The sequence below is a fragment of the Paenirhizobium cremeum genome (assembly GCF_022884085.1).
Lineage (GTDB): Bacteria > Pseudomonadota > Alphaproteobacteria > Rhizobiales > Rhizobiaceae > Allorhizobium > Allorhizobium cremeum.
Genome location: NZ_JAGGCS010000002.1, coordinates 395,472 through 416,025, shown reverse-complemented (window position 1 = coordinate 416,025; position 20,554 = coordinate 395,472). Strand labels below are relative to the sequence as shown.

Genomic DNA, 20,554 nt, shown 5'->3' with positions numbered 1-20,554 from the left:
GCCGAATAAAGCGTGCTGACAGTCGCTGCGGCCTTGCTTTCACCATGTCTTCGCGGCATGGTTCGGCGAAATCCATGTTACGGCTCGCATGCGGGGAGTCGTTGAATATCATGCTGGAGACAACAATGAAAAAGACTACCGTGGTGGCTCTTCTGGCCTGCGCAACGACACTCTCGGCCTGCTATTCGAGCGGTCCGCGGCCGTTGCCGGCGGTAAGCCAGGCTCCAACCGTCGAAGGGAACTGGATGGACCAAAACGGTCTGGTCTCCACATTCTCGGCGGGCCGGCTGGAAACCCGCACCACCGATGGCAGCAACAAGGTCATGGCGACCGGCACCTACATGATGGAAGGCGCCAACCTCGTCCAGATCACGCTCTATTCCAACCTCAAGCAGACGACCACAAAGGCGGCATGCGCGCTGGTGACGCCGACCCAGCTCAACTGCACGTCCGATACCGGCGCCCAGTTCTCGCTCAACCGCCAGGTCTGAGACAGCGTCCTTCATACTCCGATTTTCCGATGAAACCGGCCAGCGCCATGCTGGTCGGTTTTTCGGTTTTTCCGCCCCACGACAACACGCATTTTCTCTTGCAGTCGCATCCACTTGATGAAAACATCCGCCCGGCTCCAAGACACGAAAAAACCTACAGGATTGCGGAGTAGCATGCGTTTGTCGATTTACGAAAACAGGAGAAAAGCGATGTTGAGACACCTTCGGTTCGGCCTCTTGAGCGCATCGGCGCTCGCGATCTCGGCCACCGGCGCCTTTGCCGATTTCGAGCTGAATATCCTGCATATCAACGACTTTCATTCGCGCATCGAGGCGATCAACAAGTTCGATTCCACCTGCTCGGAAGAAGAGGCCGCCAAGAACGAATGCTTCGGCGGCATCGCCCGCATGAAGACGGCGATCGATACCCGCCGCAATGAACTGGCCGGCAAGAACATCCTGACGCTGGATGCCGGCGACCAGTTCCAGGGCTCGCTGTTCTACACCACCTACAAGAGCGCACCGATCGCCGAATTCATGAACGGCATCGGCTTCGACGCCATGGAGATCGGCAACCACGAATTCGACGACGGTCCGGAAGAACTGGCCAAATTCATTGATGCACTGAAGTTTCCGATGATCTCCGGCAACACGCTGGCCGGCCTCGACACACCGGTCGCCGACAAGTTCAAGCCGTACATCGTCAAGGAATTCGGTCCGGAGAAGGTTGCGGTCGTTGGCGTTCTCGCCACCGACACGGACGAAACCTCGTCGCCCGGCGACAGCATCCTCTTCGCAGAACCCATCGGTTACCTGAAGGAAGCGGTCAAGGAGATCGAGGCCCAGGGCATCAACAAGATCGTGCTGCTGTCGCACGTCGGTTACGAGGAGGACAAGCGGATCGCCGCTGCCGTCGACGGTATCGATGTCATCGTCGGCGGTCACAGCCATACCCTTCTCTCGAACACCGACGAAAAGGCCGCAGGCCCCTATCCGACCCTGGTCAAGAACCCCTCGGGCAAGGACGTGCCGATCGTCACCGCCTATTCCTATTCCAAGTATCTCGGCGACCTGAAAGTCGTCTTCGATGATGCCGGCGCCGTGAAAACGGCCGAGGGTGCGCCGAAGCTTCTGGACGCCTCGGTCACCCCGGACGCCGGCTATACCGCCAAGGTCGCCGAGCTCGCCGGCCCGATCGAGGAGCTGAAGAAGAAGGAAATCGGCGAGACCGCCGAGGTGATCGAGGGGTCCCGCGAAGTTTGCCGCGTCAAGGAATGCACCATGGGCAACCTTGTTGCTGACGCCATGGTCGACCGCGTCAAGGATCAGGGCATCACCATCGCGATCCAGAACGGCGGCGGCCTGCGTGCATCGATCGATGCCGGCACGGTCTCCATGGGCGAAGTGCTGACCGTCCTGCCTTTCCAGAACACGCTCGCCACTTTCCGGCTCAAGGGGTCCGATATCGTCGCGGCGCTTGAAAACGGCCTCAGCCAGATCCAGGATGGCGCCGGTCGCTTCCCGCAGGTCTCCGGCCTGAAATATTCCTTCGACAAGTCGCAGGAGCCCGGCAAGCGCGTCGTCTCCGTCGAGGTGAAGGAAGGCGACGCCTTCGTGCCGCTGGACCCGGAAAAGGTCTACGGCGTCGCCACCAACAACTACATGCGCGCCGGCGGCGACGGCTACAAGATCTTCGCGACAGCCGGCCAGAACGCCTATGACTTCGGTCCCGGCCTCGAAACGGTGGTTGCCGACTACATCGCCAAGAACAGCCCCTACAAGCCCTATGTCGACGGCCGCATCACCGAGGTTGCGTCCGCGGCGGCACCGGTCGAGACGCCAGCCGCTACCGCGCCTGCTGAGACCGCAGCGCCGGCCGCAGCCGCCGCAGCGGCAGCCGCCACTGTCTACAAGGTCGTTGCCGGCGACAGCCTGTGGAAGATCGCCGTTGCGACCTATGGCGACGGCATGCTTTGGACGAAGATCGCCGAAGCCAATGCGTTGAAGAACCCCGACGTCATCGGCGTCGGCAAGGAACTGCAACTGCCAGCCAAGTAAGCAGGGCAGTTTGCCGCATGAACGGAACCGGTCCGGGCTTCCCCGGGCCGGTTTTTGCTTTTAAGAACTGATCCTGGCGCCCTCTGCATTCGTATTGCGTCCGGTGCAACCAGCAGGAACAACGACATGACCGCAGACACCTCCCACCTGCCTTCCAATCATCCGCCCGTCCGTTTCGGCAAGGTAGGCGTGCTTCTCGTCAATCTTGGAACACCCGATGGCACCGACTACACCTCGATGCGCCGTTATCTGAGGGAGTTCCTGACCGACAAGCGGGTCATCGAATGGTCGCCCTGGAAATGGTATCCGATCCTGTTCGGCATCGTGCTCAACACCCGCCCGCAAAAGGTTGGCAAGGCCTACGAGGCGATCTGGAACAGGGACAAGGACGAAAGCTACCTCAGGACCTATACGCGCAGCCAGGCGGAACTGATGTCGGCGGCGCTGAAGGACCTGCCCGGCGTCGTCGTCGAATGGGCAATGCGCTACGGCCAGCCCTCCATCGCCTCGAAGATCGATGCGCTGCATGCCGCCGGCTGCGAGAAGATCCTTCTCTTCCCGCTCTATCCGCAATATGCGGCATCGACCACGGCAACCGTCAACGACAAGGCCTTCGAACATCTGATGAAGATGCGCTGGCAGCCGGCGCTGCGCACGGTTCCCCCCTATCACGACGATCCCGCCTATATCGATGCGCTCGCGATATCGGTCGAAAAGAAGCTGGCGACGCTCGACTGGGAGCCGGAACTGCTAATCACCTCGTTCCATGGCATTCCGCAATCCTATTTTCGCAATGGCGACCCCTATTACTGCCACTGCATGAAAACCGGTCGCCTGCTGCGCGAGAGGCTGGGCCTTGCCGAAGACCGTTTCATGATTACCTTCCAGTCCCGTTTCGGGCCGGAGGAATGGCTGCAGCCCTACACCGACAAGACGATGGAAAAGCTCGGCAAGGAGGGTGTGAAGCGCATCGCCATCATGAATCCCGGCTTCGTATCGGACTGCCTGGAGACGCTCGAGGAAATCGCCGGCGAAGCGGGCGAGATCTTCCATCACAACGGCGGCGAGAAATTCGTGCACATTCCCTGCCTGAACGACAGCGCCGAGGGCATGAGCGTATTGGAAAAGGTCGTCCGCCGGGAACTGCAGGGCTGGGTCTGAGCCGATTGGCACCTGCCGAAATGATCGCACCCTCCACGGCCTTGACCTTGCAATGGAAACGCCGTCATCCGATGTTAGAAAGACACCGAAACGCATTATAAAGAACGCGTTCGGAAACAGGAGGGCACATCATGGGGTTCGCAGGTCCCGATATCGTCGTTATCGCGCTTGTCGTACTGGTCATTCTCGTTCTCTTCGCGGGGATCAAGACGGTACCACAGGGATTCCGCTACACCATCGAGCGCTTCGGCCGCTATACCCGCACACTCGAGCCCGGCCTTAACCTCATCATTCCCTTCATCGAACGCATCGGCGCCAAGATGAACGTGATGGAGCAGGTGCTCGACGTTCCGACGCAGGAAGTCATCACCAAGGACAATGCCAGCGTCTCGGCGGATGCCGTTGCCTTTTACCAGGTGCTGAATGCCGCCCAGGCTGCCTATCAGGTCGCCAATCTGGAAAACGCCATCCTGAACCTCACCATGACCAACATCCGTTCGGTCATGGGCTCCATGGATCTCGACGAGTTGCTGTCGAACCGCGAGGCGATCAACGACCGCCTCCTCAAGGTGGTCGACGAAGCCGTCGGCCCCTGGGGCATCAAAGTCACCCGCGTCGAGATCAAGGACATCCAGCCTCCGAAGGATCTGGTAGACGCCATGGCTCGCCAGATGAAGGCCGAGCGCGAGAAGCGCGCTCAGGTGCTGGAAGCCGAAGGCTTCCGAAACGCACAGATCCTGCGCGCCGAGGGCGCCAAGCAATCGGCGATCCTGCAGGCGGAAGGCCAGCGAGAGGCAGCCTACCGCGAGGCCGAGGCCCGCGAGCGCCTAGCGGAAGCCGAAGCCAAAGCGACACGCTTTGTCTCGGACGCAATCGCGGCGGGCGATGTCAATGCCATCAACTATTTCGTCGCCCAGAAATACACCGAAGCCATGGCCGCGATCGGCACAGCATCCAACGCCAAGGTCGTCCTGATGCCGATGGAGGCTTCCAGCCTGATCGGTTCGCTCGGCGGCATCGGCGCGATCGCCCGCGAAGTCTTCGGCGACGCCGCTGGGCCCGCTCCGGCCCCTCGTCCACGTCCTGCCGCTCCAGCCACCCGCTCGACGCCGCCCGTGCCCCCCTTCGGCCAGACCCCGGAGGGCTGAGTGATGCTGAGCCGCATGATCGTCGAACTCGGCCCCTGGACATGGTGGCTGCTCGGCCTCGTTCTGCTGGCAGCGGAACTCCTCGTGCCCGGCGTCTTCCTCGTCTGGATCGGCATCGCAGCGTTGCTGACCGGAGCCCTGTCGCTGGTTCTGTGGGAGGTCTCGCTCTGGACCTGGCAGGTCCAACTGGTGCTGTTTGCCGTGCTCGCCGTGGTCTCGACCCTGCTCGGCCGCCGTCTTCTCGGCACCGGCCATGTCGTAACCGACGAGCCGCTCCTCAACCAGCGCACGGCAAGCCTCGTCGGACGCACAGCGACGCTGGCCGAGCCCATCACCGAGGGACGGGGACGGATCAGGCTGGACGATACCTACTGGCCGGTGCAGGGACCGGACCTGCCGGCCGGCACCAAAGTGAAGGTCATCGCGGGTAACGGCCGCGACTTGACGGTGGAAAAAGCCTGACGGATCGGCGTTCTTGCTCTTCTGCGCGCCCGAATGGAGGCGCAGGAATGCGGAAGTCAGGCAACCCCGATCCGCAAGAGATCGTGGAAGTGAACGAGGCCGATCGGCCGGTTGTCTTCATCGACGACGATCAGCGCGCCGATACTGTGCTCGTTGAGCGTGGCGAGAGCCGCGGTCGCAAGCGTCGTCGGCTTGATGGTCTTAGGCGTGCGGGTCATGACGTCATCGACACAGAGTTCGGCGAGGTTGCGCGACAGGTTGCGCGCCATATCACCTTCCGTAACGATGCCGCAGAGCTTGCCGTCATCATCCAGAACCGCGACGCAGCCGAAGTGCTTGTGCGACAGAGTGACAATCGCCTCCGGCATCGGCGTGCCCTGCTTGACCAGCGGCAGCCGGTCTCCCGTGTGCATGATATCGCGCACATGGGTAAGGCTCGCGCCCAGCTTGCCGCCGGGGTGGAAGATGCGGAAATCGCTCGGCGTAAAGCCGCGGGCTTCGAGGAGAGAGATCGCGATCGCATCGCCCATGGCAAGCTGCATGACGGTGGATGAAGTCGGTGCAAGCCCATGCGGACAGGCTTCCTGAACCTTCGGCAGCAGCAGAACGATATCCGCCTCGCGGGCAAGCGTCGAGGTTTCGCCCGCCGTCATCGCGATCAGCGGGATGGAGAAGCGACGCGAATAATTGAGGATGCCCTGCAGTTCCTGGCTCTCGCCGCCCCATGACATCGCAAGGATCGCATCGTCGCGGCCGATCATGCCGAGGTCGCCGTGATTGGCTTCGACAGGATGCACGAAGAAAGCGGGTGTACCGGTCGAAGCGAAGGTCGCGGCGATCTTCGTGCCGATATGGCCACTCTTGCCGACGCCTGTGACGATCACACGGCCGGAAATGCCGCCGATGATGTTCACTGCATTGCAGAAGGGACCGGCAAGGCCATTGGTCAGGGCGGCTTGCAGCGCCTCCAGAGCATTGCGTTCGGTCGTGACGACCCTGAGAGCCGATTCGACGGCTCCGGCTTCGACGAGATTGACAGCGCGCTTAATCATGGCGGTCCTATACTGCTTTTGCTCCATCCTGTCCACACGGCGAAACTGCGGCCTCTTGTCGTTCTGTCCCCTGCCCTTCGGACAGCTCGGCAACCAAACATTAACCACATGACTTTACGTTTGGGTAAGCATTCAAGCTTCGAGCAACAACCCGATGGTTCAAAATAAGAAGACCGGAACGGCGCACGCCCGTTGCCGCAGGACCCGCCGCCTCGCCGGCGTCCTGGCGGCAAGCCTGTTCGGCCCTGCATCGCCATCGCTCGCCCAGACAGTCCTCCCGCCCCAGACAGCGACACCGGCCGGTTCGTCGTCTTCAACGCCCCTGCAGCAACCGGGAGCGGCGACGACAACACCTCAGGCCACAGCCACCACCGGTGCAACTGCAACCGACCCGCTTGCCACCGGCAGCACGACCTCTCCCGACTTCACCGACGCCGACCTTGCCGCTCCGGAAGACGATTTCGGCCGCATGAACCTGCGCGAGACGACGCTTGACGACGCCACCGCCCAGCGCATCCGGCGCGAAGCGGAAGAAACGGACGGCATCCGGCTCGGCACCATGGTGCTGCGCCCATCCATCATCCAGCGATTCGGCAGCGAAACCACCGACGACAGCGAAGGCCGCGAGACCCGCAACTATATGGAAACAGGCCTGAAAGGCAGTCTCACCTCCGACTGGTCACGCCACGAACTGACCATCGGCGGCGAAGGCTATTGGCAGAGGAATATCTCCGGCCACGGAGCGACCGATCCGAACGCAAACGTCAATGCCGACCTCAGGCTCGATATCTCCCACGATACAGTCGCTCACATCACGGGCGGCTATTCCTTCAGCCGTGAAGACACCAACGATCCGAACGCCATTTCGGGAGCCGCCGTGCAGTCAGGGGTCCATATGTACACCGGCGGCGTTTCGGTGGAACACGATTTCGGCAGGCTGCGCGGCACGGTCGGTGCAGACCTGGAACGCTGGCAATATTCCGATGCGGAACTTTCCGACGGCACCATGGTCTCACTCAGCGACCGCAACCGCCTCTCGGGCACCTTGCGCGGTCGCATCGGCTACGAGGTGTCGCCGGCGCTGACGCCCTTTACGGAGGTCTCGGTCGGTCGCGTCGCCTATGACGAAAAGACGGATTCGGAGGGTTATCGCCGCTCCGGCGAGTTCTACGCGGCCAAGGCCGGCATTGCCGCCGATTTCGGCGAAAAGCTGCGCGGCGAAATCGGCCTCGGCTACCGTCAGCAACGTTTCGACGACGAACGGCTGAAGGAAATCGGCGCCATGACCATCGATGGCAACGTCTACTGGTCGCCACGGCAGGGCACCGACGTCAATCTCGGGCTGACGACCACGATCGATCCCTCGACCACAGCGGGACTGAGCGGATCGGTCATCTATGCCCTCAACGCCGAAGTCGAGCATCGGTTGCGCAGCAATCTCGTTGCCCGCCTGTCGGGATCGTCACGCTGGACCGAATATCAGGATGACACCGCTCCGCCCGACACGGTGACCTATACCACCGGTGCCGGACTGACCTGGAGCGTGAACCGCTATCTCGATCTGGCGGCGGACCTCAGCTACGAAAGAACCGAATACAAGTCCGCCGCCGATAGCAATGTGATGCGCGCGATGGTCGGTTTGACCACCAAGCGCTGAGCCTCTCTTATTTGAGGGCCGCGATAAGGGCCTTGAGCGGCTCCTCGACGGTCGGGCGGATGTCCGCACGATCGAGCGCGAAGGCGACGTTGGCGAGGATGAAGCCATCCTTGGCGCCGCAGTCGAAGGTATCGCCCTTGAAGTGATAGCCGGCGAAGGCCTGTTCCTTGGCAAGTTTCAGCATGCCGTCGGTCAGCTGGATTTCGTTGCCGGCGCCGCGCTCCTGGGTTTCGAGAATCTTGAAGATCTCGGGCTGCAGGATATAGCGGCCATTGATGAAGAAGTTGGAGGGAGCGGTTCCCTTGGCCGGTTTTTCGACCATTTCTGTGATGCGGAAGCCGCCGTCCAGCATCTCGCCGACACCGACGATCCCGTATTTATGGGCCTGTTCGGGAGCGCATTCCTCGACGGCAATGATATTGCCGCCGGCCTTTTCGTAAAGTTCGACCATGCCTTTCAGGCAGCCCTTTTCGCCGCGCATGATCATATCGGGGAGGAGAAGGGCAAAAGGTTCGTCGCCGACGATATCGCGGGCGCACCATACGGCATGGCCGAGGCCGAGCGGCTCCTGCTGACGGGTAAAGCTCGCAGTGCCCGCCTTGGGAAGCAGGCCGGAAAGCAGCGTCAGCTCGGCATTCTTGTTACGGCTCTTGAGGGTCTGTTCCAGTTCGAACTGAATATCGAAATAGTCTTCGATGACGGCCTTTCCGCGACCGGTGACGAAGACAAAATGCTCGATGCCTGCCTCTATGGCCTCATCGACAACGTATTGAATGACCGGCTTGTCCACGACGGTCAGCATTTCTTTCGGAACGGCCTTGGTCGCGGGAAGGAAACGCGTGCCCAGACCGGCAACGGGGAAAACGGCTTTTCGGAGTTTATTTCGTTGAACCACACATTCCTCCTGGAGGATGACTTGTAAGGCGCCTTCTATACGCCAATGCCAACTAGTATATCTTTACTACGGTTTCGCAAAGGCTACCCTCGACAGGCGGTCGATGGTAAAGAATTTGTTGACGCTATAGCATTAACCTAGGGTGAACAGCCGCCGACGCGGCCTGAAAGCGAACCGTAAATTTGACGGGGAGATGTCCATGAACCGAACCAGTCGCAAGCTTTTTGGCGCCCTTGCTTTTTCGATCGTAGCCGGCCTTCTGCCGGTCGAAGCCCGCGCGGATGCCGGCTTCAAGAAGTGGATCAACGGCTTTTACGCGACGGCCGCGCAGAACGGCATCAGTCAGAAGACCTATAACCAGGCCTTCGCCGGCGTCAGCGAGCCCGATGACTTCGTTCTCGAAAAGGCCCGCTATCAGCCGGAATTCAAGTCGCAGATCTGGGACTACCTCGATTCGCGCGTCAATCCCTACACCGTGAAGGTCGGCCGCGAGATGGCCGCCAAATACGGTCCGACGCTCGCTGCCATAGAGCGCCATTTCGGCGTCGACAAGAACATCCTTCTGGCGATCTGGTCGATGGAATCGAATTACGGCGCGGCTCTTGAGACGCCGGAAAGGCTGCACCACGTGCCCCGGGCGCTGGCAACCCTCGCCTACGCCGATCCGAAGCGTTCGAAATACGCGCAGAAACAGCTGATTGCCGCGCTCAAGATGCTGCAGAGCGGCAACGTCACCTCTAAGGGGCTGATGGGGTCATGGGCCGGTGCCATGGGGCATACCCAGTTCATTCCGTCGAGCTACCTTCTTTATGCGGTCGACGCCGACGGCAATGGCAAGAAGGATATCTGGCACTCCGTCCCGGATGCGCTCGCCACCTCGGCCAACCTGCTGCAGAAGAACGACTGGCAGACCGGAAAGACCTGGGGCTACGAAATCGTCGTTCCGGCGGGCGGCGCCGCCCATGCCGGCAAGACCAAGACGCTGGCGCAATGGGCAGCCCTCGGCTTCACCCGTCCGAGCGGCAAGGGCTTCAAGAACGGCACAGAGCGCGCCGAGTTGAAGATGCCCGGCGGACCGAACGGTCCGGGCTTCCTGATGACCAAGAATTTCTTCGTCATCAAGCGCTACAATGCGGCCGATTCCTATGCCCTGGCGGTCGGTATGCTGGCCGACGAAATTGCCGGCTACGGCGGCGTGCAGCAGGCCTGGCCGCGCCCGCACAACAGCCTGGACATCAAGGAGAAGTTCGAACTGCAGGCGCGGATGCAGGAACTCGGCTATTACGACGGCAAGATCGACGGCAATTTCGGTTCCGGCTCCAAGGCCGCGATCGAAGCGATCCAGTCGCGGCTCGGCATGTCGGTAGACGGACAGCCGTCGCGCGTATTGCTCGACGCCCTGCGGAATTGACAAGCATCGCGACGCGATCCACATATCGATTGATCTCGCGACGGCGGTGAGGCAGGCAAGAGGCGACGAAGCGGATGCGCGGGGCAAACCAGCAATCGAATTCCCGGCGAAGGACCGTCGTCCTCGCCCTGTCGCTTGCGGCCTCTCTTGCCATGGCTTTCGACACGGCGGAGGCGCAGCAATATGGCGAGCGCCGCACGCTGCTCGATCTTCTGTTCGGCACGCGCGAACCCCGCTATGTGGAACCGCCGCCGGTGCCGCGCAAGCAGGTCAAGATCCCGCGTGCACGCAAGAAACCGACCTCCCCCAGCGTCACGACGATAACGACGACGGCTCCGGCCCCGCCGCCGCCCGTGGCCAAGCTGGAGGATGCGCGCAAGATCCTGGTGGTCGGCGACTTCGTGGCCGATGGCCTGGCGGAGGGCCTGCAGGAGGCCTTCGCAACGTCTCCCGGCGTCATTGTCGAAGAACGCAGCAACGGCTCTTCCGGCCTCGTGCGTGGCGACTATTACGACTGGCAGGCGCAGCTTCCTGCCATCCTCGATGAGGTAAAGCCCGCTCTCGTGGTCATCGAGATCGGCGCCAACGACCGCCAGCAGATGGAGACGGCGGAAGGAAAACTCGATTTCCGCACCGACGGCTGGTTCAAGGAATACGAGAGGCGCATCGTCGCCCTTGGAAATACCGTCAGGCAGCGCCAGTTGCCCTTGATCTGGGTCGGCCTCCCCGCCTTTCGTCCGCAGAACATGACGGCCGATGCCCTGAAGCTCAACGGCGTCTATCGCGCCGCAGCCGAAAAGATCGGCGCCGAGTTCGTCGATGTCTGGGATGGCTTCGTCGATCAGGACGGCCGCTTCATCGTCACCGGCTCGGATATCAACGGCCAGCAGGTGCGCCTGCGCGGCACGGACGGGATCGGCCTGACGCCTCCCGGAAAGCGCAAACTCGCCTTCTATGTCGAAAAACCGGCCCGCCGCTATCTGGGCGACCTGACCAGCCCGGATCTCGTGCGGCTGGATGCAAGCAACCTGCCTGTCCTCGTCGACCTGCCGCCGGCGGAGATACAGAATGTCGTAAGGACACCGCCGATCGACCTGTTCGACCCCGAACTCGATGGCGCGACCGAATTGCTCGGCGGAGCGCCGCTGCCTGTTGCCAGCATTCCCTCTCCCCGCGAACAGCTAGTCAGGAACGGCGTGCTGCCCCCGCCGCCGGCCGGCCGCGCGGACGACGTGCGTATCATCACCACCGGCTCCACCAGTCCGTAAACGCAAAAAGGGCCGCGTCACCGCGGCCCCTTCATCTCGTTATCCGCGGACAATCAACGCGGCAGGACGCTCGATCCCATCAGCGCCTCGTCGATGGCGCGGGCGGCCTGGCGTCCCTCGCGGATGGCCCAGACCACCAGCGACTGGCCGCGACGCACGTCGCCCGCCGTCCAGAGCTTGTCGACCGAGGTCTTGTAGTCGTTGGTGTTTGCAACGACGTTGGTCGAACCACGGCTGTCGACATTGAGCTTGAGCTTGCCATCGAGTTCCTTCAGCACGCTGTCCTTGAACGGGCCGGAGAAACCGATGGCGATGAATCCGAGGTCGGCCTTGATGATGAACTCCGTGCCGGCGATCGGCTTGCGGCGATCATCCACCTGGCAGCACTTCACACCCGTCAGCACACCGTCTTCGCCAACGAATTCGAGCGTGGCAACTTGGAATTCGCGGATCGCGCCTTCGGCCTGCGAGGAAGAGGTCCGCATTTTCGTCGCCCAGAACGGCCAGACGGCGAGCTTGTCTTCCTTTTCCGGCGGACGCGGGCGGATGTCGAGCTGGGTGACCTTCACCGCGCCCTGACGGAATGCGGTGCCGACGCAGTCGGACGCCGTATCGCCACCGCCGACGACGACGACATGCTTGCCGCCGGCAAGGATCGGATCGGACGGCCAGCCGGTCGAATCGATATTCTCGCGGCCGACGCGGCGGTTCTGCTGAACCAGATAGGGCATGGCGTCATAAACGCCGTGCAGGTCGACGCCCGGAATGCCGGCCTCGCGGGGCGTTTCCGAACCGCCGCAATAGAGCACGGCATCGTAGTCCGCCAGCAGCGTCTCAACCTTCACGTCGACCCCGACATTGACGCCGCAATGGAAGGTGACGTTCTCGCCCTTCATCTGTTCGACGCGGCGGTCGATGAAATTCTTCTCCATCTTGAAGTCCGGAATGCCGTAACGCAGCAACCCGCCGGGCTTGGACTCGCGCTCGTAGACATGGACCTCGTGACCCGCGCGGCCGAGCTGCTGGGCAGCGGCGAGACCGGACGGCCCCGAACCAATGACGGCGACCTTCTTGCCGGTGTGAACCGTCGCCGGCTGCGGCACGATGAAACCCAGCTCATAGGCCTTGTCGGCAATTGCCTGCTCGACGGTCTTGATCGCGACAGGCGTGTCCTCGAGGTTCAGCGTGCAGGCTTCCTCGCACGGCGCCGGACAGACGCGGCCGGTAAATTCCGGAAAGTTGTTGGTGGAATGGAGGTTGCGGATCGCCTCCTCCCACTTGTTGTTGTAGACGAGATCGTTCCAGTCGGGGATCTGGTTATGGACCGGGCAGCCCGTCGGGCCGTGGCAATAAGGAATGCCGCAGTCCATACAGCGCGCGGCCTGCTTGGTGACCTCGGCATCCGACATCGGAATGGTGAATTCGCGGAAATGGCGGATGCGGTCGGAGGCGGGCTGATACTTCGCCACCTGCCGGTCGATTTCCATGAAACCTGTAACCTTGCCCATCGTGCTTCCCCTTACCGTGTCACTACTGCGGTTCCGGATGCAGACACCATCAGCATGGAGCCGCTGGACCCGGTCGAAATGTTCTCATAGTCGATGTCGACGCCGACCACTGCATCGGCGCCGAGGCTTCTCGCCTGCTCTTCGAGTTCGCGAAGTGCCGTTTCCCGGGCCTCGCGCAGGACCTGCTCGTAGGAAGCAGAACGGCCTCCTACGAGATCGCGGATACCCGCGAACAGATCCCGGAAGATATTCGTCCCGAGGATCGCCTCGCCTGCGACGATGCCCTTGTATTCGACGATCGTCCTGCCCTCGAGCGTGCTGGTCGTGGCAATGGTCATCCCGCTCATTCGGCAGCCACTCCCATGCGCATGCGCTCCATTTCCTCAAGCGCGCGCCGGTATTCGACCGGCATGACCTTGCGGAACTTCGGACGGAACTCGGCCCAGCGGTCGAGCACTTCCTTGGCGCGGGCCGAGCCCGTGTAGTGCAGGTGGTTGGAGATGAGCTGGTAAAGCCGCTCCTCGTCGTGGCGGGTCATGTCGCCCGACACGTCGACCAGCCCCTTGTGCATCAGGTCGCCGCCGTGGTGGTGCAGCTTCTCCAGCATGTCGTCCTCTTCCGGAACCGGTTCGAGTTCGACCATCGCCATGTTGCAGCGGGAAGCGAAATCGCCGCTCTCGTCCAGCACATAGGCGACACCGCCCGACATGCCGGCCGCGAAGTTGCGACCCGTTCCGCCAAGCACGACGACGACGCCGCCGGTCATGTATTCGCAGCCATGGTCGCCCACACCCTCGACGACGGCAACCGCCCCGGAATTGCGTACGGCGAAACGTTCGCCGGCGACGCCACGGAAGTAGCACTCTCCGGCGATGGCGCCATAAAGCACCGTGTTGCCGACGATGATCGAGTTCTCGGCGACGATCCGCGTGTTTTCCGGCGGACGCACGATGATGCGGCCGCCCGACAGACCCTTGCCGACATAGTCGTTGCCGTCGCCAACGAGATCGAAGGTGATGCCGCGGGCAAGGAAGGCGCCGAAGGACTGACCGGCCGTGCCGTTCAGCGTGACATGGATGGTGTCGTCCTTGAGGCCCTTGTGGCCGTGACGCTTGGCAAGCTCGCCCGAAAGCATGGCGCCTGCCGAACGGTCGACGTTCTTGATGTCGACGTCGAACACGACGGGCTGCTTGCTTTCGAGAGCCGGCATCGCCTTCTCGATCAGCTTGCGGTCGAGCACGTCGTCGATCGGGTGCTTCTGGCGGGTCGTCCAGTAGGTCGCTTCCTTCGGAGCCTCGACCTTGTGGAAGATCTTGCTGAAGTCGAGCCCCTTCGCCTTCCAGTGCGCCAGCATCTCGTCCTTCTCCAGCAGCTCGGAAGCGCCGATGATCTCGTCGAGCCGGGCAACGCCCAGCGAAGCGAGGATCTCGCGCACTTCTTCGGCCACGAAGAAGAAGTAGTTGATGACGTGTTCCGGCGTGCCCTTGAAGCGCTTGCGCAGGACCGGGTCCTGGGTCGCAACGCCGACCGGGCAGGTGTTCAGGTGGCACTTGCGCATCATGATGCAGCCGGCGGCGATCAGCGGCGCGGTGGCGAAGCCGAATTCGTCGGCCCCGAGCAGCGCACCGATGATAACGTCGCGGCCGGTCTTCAGACCGCCATCGACCTGCAGCGCAACGCGCGAGCGAAGGCCGTTCAGCACCAGCGTCTGCTGGGTTTCGGCAAGGCCGATTTCCCACGGAGAACCGGCATGCTTCAGGGAGGTCAGCGGGGAAGCTCCCGTGCCGCCGTCGAAGCCGGCAACGGTGATATGATCGGCGCGCGCCTTGGCGACACCGGCGGCAACCGTGCCGACACCCACTTCCGACACCAGCTTGACCGAGATATCGGCCACCGGATTGACGTTCTTCAGGTCGAAGATCAGCTGCGCCAGATCCTCGATCGAGTAGATGTCATGATGCGGCGGCGGCGAGATCAGGCCGACGCCCGGCGTGGAGTGACGAGTCTTGGCGATCGTCGCATCGACCTTGTGGCCGGGCAGCTGACCGCCCTCGCCGGGCTTTGCGCCCTGCGCGACCTTGATCTGCAGCACATCGGCATTGACCAGGTATTCGGTGGTCACGCCGAAGCGGCCCGAAGCCACCTGCTTGATGGCGGAACGTTCCGGGTTCTTCGAGCCGTCGTAGAGCGGCGTGTACCGGTCGGCTTCCTCGCCTCCCTCGCCGGTGTTCGACTTGCCGCCGATCCGGTTCATGGCGACGGCGAGCGTCGCGTGCGCCTCACGGCTGATCGAGCCGAAGGACATTGCCCCGGTCGAGAAGCGCTTGACGATTTCGGCTGCCGGTTCGACGTCTTCCACCGGGATCGGCTTGCGGCCGAGCGCTTCCGCGGACTTGATGTTGAACAGGCCTCGGATGGTGTTCATCCTGAGCGAGCTCTCGTTCACCAGCTTGGCGAATTCGCGGTAGCGGTCCTGACTGTTGCCGCGAACGGCGTGCTGCAGGGCGGCAATCGAATCCGGGCTCCAGGCGTGGTTTTCGCCACGCATGCGATAGGCATATTCGCCGCCGATAGCGAGCGTGTTGGCGAGAACCGGATCGCGACCGAAGGCCGCGCGATGGCGGGCAACGGTTTCCTCGGCGATCTCGGCAAGGCCGATGCCCTCGATGGTCGTCGCCGTCCCGAAGAAGTACTTTTCGACGAGGTCCGAAGACAGGCCGACGGCATCGAAGATCTGCGCGCCGCAATAGGACTGGTAGGTCGAGATGCCCATCTTGGACATGACCTTGAGGATGCCCTTTCCGACAGCCTTGATGTAGCGGTAGACGACTTCGTCTTCCGAGACTTCCTTCGGGAACTCGCCATGCTTGTGCATGTCGAGCAGCGTGTCGAAGGCGAGATAGGGGTTGATCGCTTCCGCGCCGTAGCCTGCGAGACAGCAGAAGTGGTGCACTTCGCGCGGCTCGCCCGATTCCACGACGAGGCCGACCGAGGTACGCAGCCCCTTGCGGATCAGGTGGTGATGCACGGCGGCAGTCGCCAGCAGCGCCGGGATCGCGATGCGGTCCGGGCCGATCTGGCGGTCGGACAGCACGATGATGTTATAGCCGCCCTTGACCGCCGCTTCCGCCCGCTCGCACAGGCGGTCAAGCATTTCCGGCATGCTTTCGGCGCCGCGCTCCGCATCGTAGGTGAAGTCGAGCGTCTTCGTGTCGAAGCGGTCCTCGGTGTGACCGATCGAACGGATCTTCTCGAGATCGCCGTTGGTCAGGATCGGCTGGCGGACTTCCAGGCGCTTGGCGTGTGCGGCACCCTCATGGTCGAGCAGGTTCGGCCGCGGTCCGATGAAGGAGACGAGGCTCATGACCAGCTCTTCGCGGATCGGATCGATCGGCGGGTTGGTAACCTGTGCGAAGTTCTGCTTGAAATAGGTGTAGAGCAGCTTCGACTTCGACGACATCGCCGAGATCGGCGTGTCGGTGCCCATCGAGCCGATCGCTTCCTGGCCGGTCGTTGCCATCGGCGACATCAGGAGCTTGGTGTCCTCAAGCGTGTAGCCGAAAGCCTGCTGGCGGTCGAGCAGCGACACGTCGCGGCGCAGCGCACGCGGCTCCACCGGCTTCAGCTCTTCAAGGATGAGCTGGGTGCGGTCGAGCCATTCACGATAGGGATGGCTGTTGGCAAGATCCGACTTCACTTCCTCGTCGGAAATGATCCGTCCCTTGTTCATGTCGATGAGCAGCATCTTGCCCGGCTGCAGCCGCCACTTCTTGAGGATGCGCTCCTCCGGCACCGGCAGGGTACCGGCTTCGGAAGCGAGGATCACGCGGTCGTCGTCCGTCACCAGGTAACGGGCCGGACGCAGGCCGTTGCGGTCAAGCGTGGCGCCGATCTGGGTGCCATCGGTGAAACAGACCGCAGCCGGTCCGTCCCACGGCTCCATCAGGGCCGCATGATATTCGTAGAACGCCTTGCGCTCCTGGCTCATCAGCTGGTTGCCGGCCCAGGCCTCCGGGATCAGCATCATCACCGCATGGGCCATGGAATAGCCGCCGCGGATGAGGAATTCGAGCGCGTTGTCGAAACAGGCGGTATCCGACTGCCCCTCGTAGGAGATCGGCCAGAGCTTGGAAATGTCGGCGCCGAAGAGCGGCGAGGAGACCGAAGCCTGGCGGGCCGCCATCCAGTTGACGTTGCCGCGCAGCGTGTTGATCTCGCCGTTATGGGCGACCATGCGATAGGGGTGCGCGAGCTTCCACGACGGGAAGGTGTTGGTCGAAAAGCGCTGGTGCACAAGCGCGACGGCGGACTCGAAGCGCGGATCGGAAAGATCCTTGTAATAGGCGCCGACCTGGAACGCCAGGAACATGCCCTTGTAGACGATGGTCGAGGACGACAGCGACACCGGATAGAAACCCGTTTCCTGCCCGCCGAACTCGTCATAGATGCGATTGGAGATGACCTTGCGCAGCAGGAAGAGGCGACGCTCGAACTGCTCCTGGGTCGCAGCGTCCTGACCGGCACCGATGAACACCTGGATGTGGCGCGGCTCGGTGGCGGCGATATGCGGCGCCTTCGACAGGGACGAATTGTCGACCGGTACGTCGCGATAGCCGATCAGGTTCTGGCCCTCGTCATGACAGACCTCGGCGATCACCTTCTTGAAATGCGCGATCTGCTCTTCGTCCTGCGGGAAGAAGAAATGACCGACGGCGTATTCGCCCGCCTTCGGCAGGGTAATACCCTGCTTCGCCATTTCCTCGCGGAAGAAGCGGTCGGGAATCTGCACGAGAATGCCGGCGCCATCGCCCATCAGCGGATCAGCACCGACGGCGCCGCGGTGGGTGAGGTTTTCCAGAATGAACAGACCGTCCTTGACGATCTGGTGCGACTTCTCGCCCTTCATATGGGCGATGAAGCCGACGCCGCAGGCATCGTGCTCGTTCGCCGGGTCGTAAAGGCCCTGCTTGGCGGGAAGACCGTAAGCGGCCATGCGGCCGGCCCGGTTCTCGGCGTCATCGCCAAGGGGCTTCACGATCTCTTCGGATGGCGTCATCTCAGTCATTGCCTTCCCTCCAATTGGCCCGGATATCCGGGCAAAATCCGCCAGAACCGCTGGCGCCGACGGCCGGCGCAGCCGCCGCATTCTGGCAAGATCAGCTCTCACCAGCATGACAAGCGAACCGAACCGGCTCGAAAATTCCGAATTAGGTCAATTCTTCTGACCTATTTTCTGTTTTTCTATGACAGAAAGCACATACAAGCGCAAGGGCACGAGAGGAAAAATTAACGCTCTGAGCGACGCTAAATTGCCAGGGCGGAAAGCCAGGCGTAATTAAATTTCGCAACACACCCGCATCTTGCTGATTTTCTTGCGCTCTTCATGAATGCGACATCTTTCGACGCGGCATGGATTGATCGGACCGGCGAAATGCCTACTCTCCTCATCGCCCGTCTCTCCCCCAACCCGTCATTGGAAAAATGTGACATGTTTTTTGCCTCCGACAACTGGGCCGGCGCCCATCCCAAGATTGCCGAAAGCCTCACCCGCGAAGCCTCCGGCTATGCCGCAGCCTATGGATCGAGCGACCTCGACAAGCGGATCGAGGCCCGTTTCAACGAGCTTTTCGAGCGGGAGGTCGCGGTCTTCTTCGTCGGCACGGGCACCGCGGCCAATTCGCTGGCGCTCGCCAGCGTCGCGCGCGCCGGCGGCGTCACTTTCTGCCACTTCGACGCCCATGTGAATGCCGACGAGGGCGGCGCTCCGGAATTTCTGACGGGCGCCTGCCGGCTCTATCCAGTCGAAGGCGAAAACGGCAAGATAGATGCCGAGGCGTTGCACGGCCATGTTTCGCGCTTCGATGTTCCCTCCGTCCACCAGGGGCGCCCGATGGCGGTCACGCTCACCCAGGCGACGGAGTCCGGCACCATCTATTCGCTGGAGGAAATCGCCGAGGTCTGCGCGATTGCAAAATCGAAGAACCTGCCGGTCCACATGGACGGCGCGCGTTTCGCCAACGCGCTCGTCGCTCTTGACGCCACCCCGGCGGAAATGACGTGGAAACGCGGCGTCGACATCCTTTCCTTCGGCGGCACCAAGAACGGCTGCTGGTGCGCCGAGGCGATCATCTTCTTCGATCCTGCCATGGCCGAGGAGATGCCCTATATCCGCAAGCGCTCCGCCCAGCTTTTTTCCAAGACCCGTTTCGTCTCCGCTCAGTTCGAAGCCTATCTGGAAAACGGCCTCTGGCTGGAGCTCGCCGGCCACGCCAACGCCATGGCCGATCGGCTGCGCTCCACGCTGAAGACCGGAAATCGCGCCCGCCTTGCCTGGGAAACCCAGAGCAACGAGGTGTTTGCGGTCTTCGACAAGGCGCTCGCAGAGGAGGCGAAGGCCAAGGGCGCCGAGTTTTATGACTGGCTGGTTCCGCGCGATATGCCCCATCTCGTCTCGGAAAATGAAGTGCTGGTTCGCCTCGTCACCAGCTTCGCCACCACCGACGAGGATGTCGACCGCTTCCTCGACATCTGCACCGGCGCCTAATAGGCCTCGCGCGACGGTGGCATGATACGGGAGCGGATCTGCCCGGACAAGGCATCGACAAGGGCCTGATCCGCGCCGCGTCGCGGCACCAGTACAAACTCGACGTCCTCGAGCGGCGGCAGGTCGCCCTCCACGATCTCCCGGAGACCGGAGGGCGCCATGCTGCGCGGCTGGACCAACACGCCCATGCCGGCACGGGCGGCGGCGGTAAGACCGCTGAGGCTGCCGCAAGTGCAGACCACTCTCCAGGCGATCCCGGCCCGGTTCAGTGTCTCCTGCGCCACCTTCCGTGTAATGCTCGGAGGCGGGAAAGCGATCAGCGGCAGGAAATCGGCGCGTGACAGCACGAACTCCGGATCGCGCGCCAGCCAGACCAGCGGTTCCCGATAGAGCAGTTTGCCATGCGTCTCGTCCAGTCGGCGCTTGGCAAGAACCAGATCGAGCTCCCCCGCCTCCTGCATCTGGTAGAGAACCGCACTCAGCGCCACCGTCAGTTCCAGATCGACCAGCGGATGGAGCCGGACGAAATCCTCCAGGATGCCGCTCAAACGGTTGGCGACCACATCTTCGGAAATGCCGAAACGAAGCCGGCCGCGAAGCCTGCTTTCCCCGAAGAGCGCCGTCACCTTGCCGTCGATTTCCAGCATGCTGCGGGCATAGCCGAGCAGTGCCTCGCCTTCCGTTGTCAGGCTGACGCGGTGAGTATCGCGGGCGACGAGTTGCCGGCCGAGCGACTTTTCCAGCCGCTGGATATGCTGGCTGATGGTCGACTGACCGATGCCGAGCCGATCCGCAGCCAGGGTGAAACTGCCGGTCTGCTGCAGCATCACGAAACTGGCGAGGTGGTGAAGATTGAGCATATCATCACATTTCAGGATAATTGTTAGTGTTTGCATCCT

The 20,554-nt window shown here is 62.3% G+C and carries 15 protein-coding genes; 9 read left to right on the top strand and 6 right to left on the bottom strand.

The annotated features are described in order from the left end of the window. Positions 1 to 125: 125 nt before the first annotated feature. The 5 genes from omp10 (at position 126) to J5N58_RS05360 (ending at position 5,320) form a co-directional block, all read left to right on the top strand. Positions 126 to 491: an outer membrane lipoprotein Omp10 gene (gene omp10 / locus J5N58_RS05380; RefSeq protein WP_112828700.1), complete on the top strand. Its 366-nt coding sequence runs from the start codon at positions 126 to 128 to the stop codon at positions 489 to 491. Positions 492 to 701: 210 nt separating this feature from the next. Then, positions 702 to 2,549: a 5'-nucleotidase C-terminal domain-containing protein gene (locus J5N58_RS05375; protein WP_112828701.1), complete on the top strand. Its 1,848-nt coding sequence runs from the start codon at positions 702 to 704 to the stop codon at positions 2,547 to 2,549. 126 nt (positions 2,550 to 2,675) lie between these two features. Continuing rightward, entirely contained in the window at positions 2,676 to 3,710 is a 1,035-nt protein-coding gene (hemH, locus tag J5N58_RS05370) for a ferrochelatase (RefSeq protein WP_112828702.1), read from the top strand. Between the two features lie 131 nt (positions 3,711 to 3,841). After that, positions 3,842 to 4,858: an SPFH domain-containing protein gene (locus J5N58_RS05365; RefSeq protein ID WP_112828703.1), complete on the top strand. Its 1,017-nt coding sequence runs from the start codon at positions 3,842 to 3,844 to the stop codon at positions 4,856 to 4,858. Between the two features lie 3 nt (positions 4,859 to 4,861). Beyond that, entirely contained in the window at positions 4,862 to 5,320 is a 459-nt protein-coding gene (locus tag J5N58_RS05360) for an NfeD family protein (RefSeq protein ID WP_112828704.1), read from the top strand. 56 nt (positions 5,321 to 5,376) lie between these two features. Here J5N58_RS05360 and J5N58_RS05355 read toward each other — a convergent pair whose 3' ends face one another. Beyond that, the gene (locus J5N58_RS05355; protein ID WP_112828705.1) at positions 5,377 to 6,372 is read right to left on the bottom strand and encodes a KpsF/GutQ family sugar-phosphate isomerase; all 996 of its coding nucleotides are present in this window, start codon (positions 6,370 to 6,372) and stop codon (positions 5,377 to 5,379) included. A gap of 154 nt (positions 6,373 to 6,526) precedes the next feature. On the opposite strand from J5N58_RS05355, the gene J5N58_RS05350 reads away from it, so the two are divergent. Then, positions 6,527 to 8,029, top strand: a complete 1,503-nt coding sequence (locus J5N58_RS05350; RefSeq protein ID WP_112828706.1) for an outer membrane beta-barrel protein — start codon at positions 6,527 to 6,529, stop codon at positions 8,027 to 8,029. 7 nt (positions 8,030 to 8,036) lie between these two features. On the opposite strand, the gene galU is transcribed toward J5N58_RS05350, so the two are convergent. Next, positions 8,037 to 8,924 carry a UTP--glucose-1-phosphate uridylyltransferase GalU gene (galU, locus tag J5N58_RS05345; RefSeq protein WP_112828707.1) on the bottom strand — a complete coding sequence of 296 codons (888 nt, stop codon included), beginning with the start codon at positions 8,922 to 8,924 and terminating at the stop codon, positions 8,037 to 8,039. Between the two features lie 199 nt (positions 8,925 to 9,123). Between galU and J5N58_RS05340 the strand changes: the two genes are divergently transcribed. Together J5N58_RS05340 and J5N58_RS05335 are read left to right on the top strand one after the other, a co-directional pair. Next, positions 9,124 to 10,335 (top strand): lytic murein transglycosylase, encoded by a 1,212-nt coding sequence (locus J5N58_RS05340; RefSeq protein ID WP_425314453.1) that lies wholly within the window; start codon positions 9,124 to 9,126, stop codon positions 10,333 to 10,335. Positions 10,336 to 10,409: 74 nt separating this feature from the next. Then, positions 10,410 to 11,603, top strand: coding sequence for an SGNH/GDSL hydrolase family protein (locus J5N58_RS05335; protein ID WP_113442275.1), 1,194 nt, complete (start codon positions 10,410 to 10,412; stop codon positions 11,601 to 11,603). Positions 11,604 to 11,656: 53 nt separating this feature from the next. Here J5N58_RS05335 and J5N58_RS05330 read toward each other — a convergent pair whose 3' ends face one another. From J5N58_RS05330 to gltB, 3 genes are read right to left on the bottom strand one after another with little or no spacing between them, the layout of a single operon-like run. Beyond that, complete coding sequence (locus tag J5N58_RS05330; RefSeq protein WP_112828710.1) at positions 11,657 to 13,111, bottom strand: glutamate synthase subunit beta; 1,455 nt, start codon at positions 13,109 to 13,111, stop codon at positions 11,657 to 11,659. 11 nt (positions 13,112 to 13,122) lie between these two features. After that, the gene (locus J5N58_RS05325) at positions 13,123 to 13,449 is read right to left on the bottom strand and encodes a heavy metal-binding domain-containing protein (RefSeq protein ID WP_112828818.1); all 327 of its coding nucleotides are present in this window, start codon (positions 13,447 to 13,449) and stop codon (positions 13,123 to 13,125) included. A 5-nt stretch (positions 13,450 to 13,454) separates the two neighbouring features. Next, positions 13,455 to 18,176, bottom strand: coding sequence for a glutamate synthase large subunit (gene gltB, locus J5N58_RS05320; RefSeq protein ID WP_244709960.1), 4,722 nt, complete (start codon positions 18,174 to 18,176; stop codon positions 13,455 to 13,457). A 423-nt stretch (positions 18,177 to 18,599) separates the two neighbouring features. Here gltB and J5N58_RS05315 point away from each other — a divergent pair, with 423 nt between their 5' ends. Beyond that, positions 18,600 to 19,655: a threonine aldolase family protein gene (locus J5N58_RS05315; protein ID WP_112828711.1), complete on the top strand. Its 1,056-nt coding sequence runs from the start codon at positions 18,600 to 18,602 to the stop codon at positions 19,653 to 19,655. Here the strand turns inward: J5N58_RS05315 and J5N58_RS05310 are convergent. Continuing rightward, positions 19,652 to 20,515, bottom strand: coding sequence for a LysR substrate-binding domain-containing protein (locus J5N58_RS05310; RefSeq protein WP_112828712.1), 864 nt, complete (start codon positions 20,513 to 20,515; stop codon positions 19,652 to 19,654). The two genes, J5N58_RS05315 and J5N58_RS05310, sit on opposite strands and share 4 nt — an antisense overlap. Positions 20,516 to 20,554: the final 39 nt, after the last annotated feature.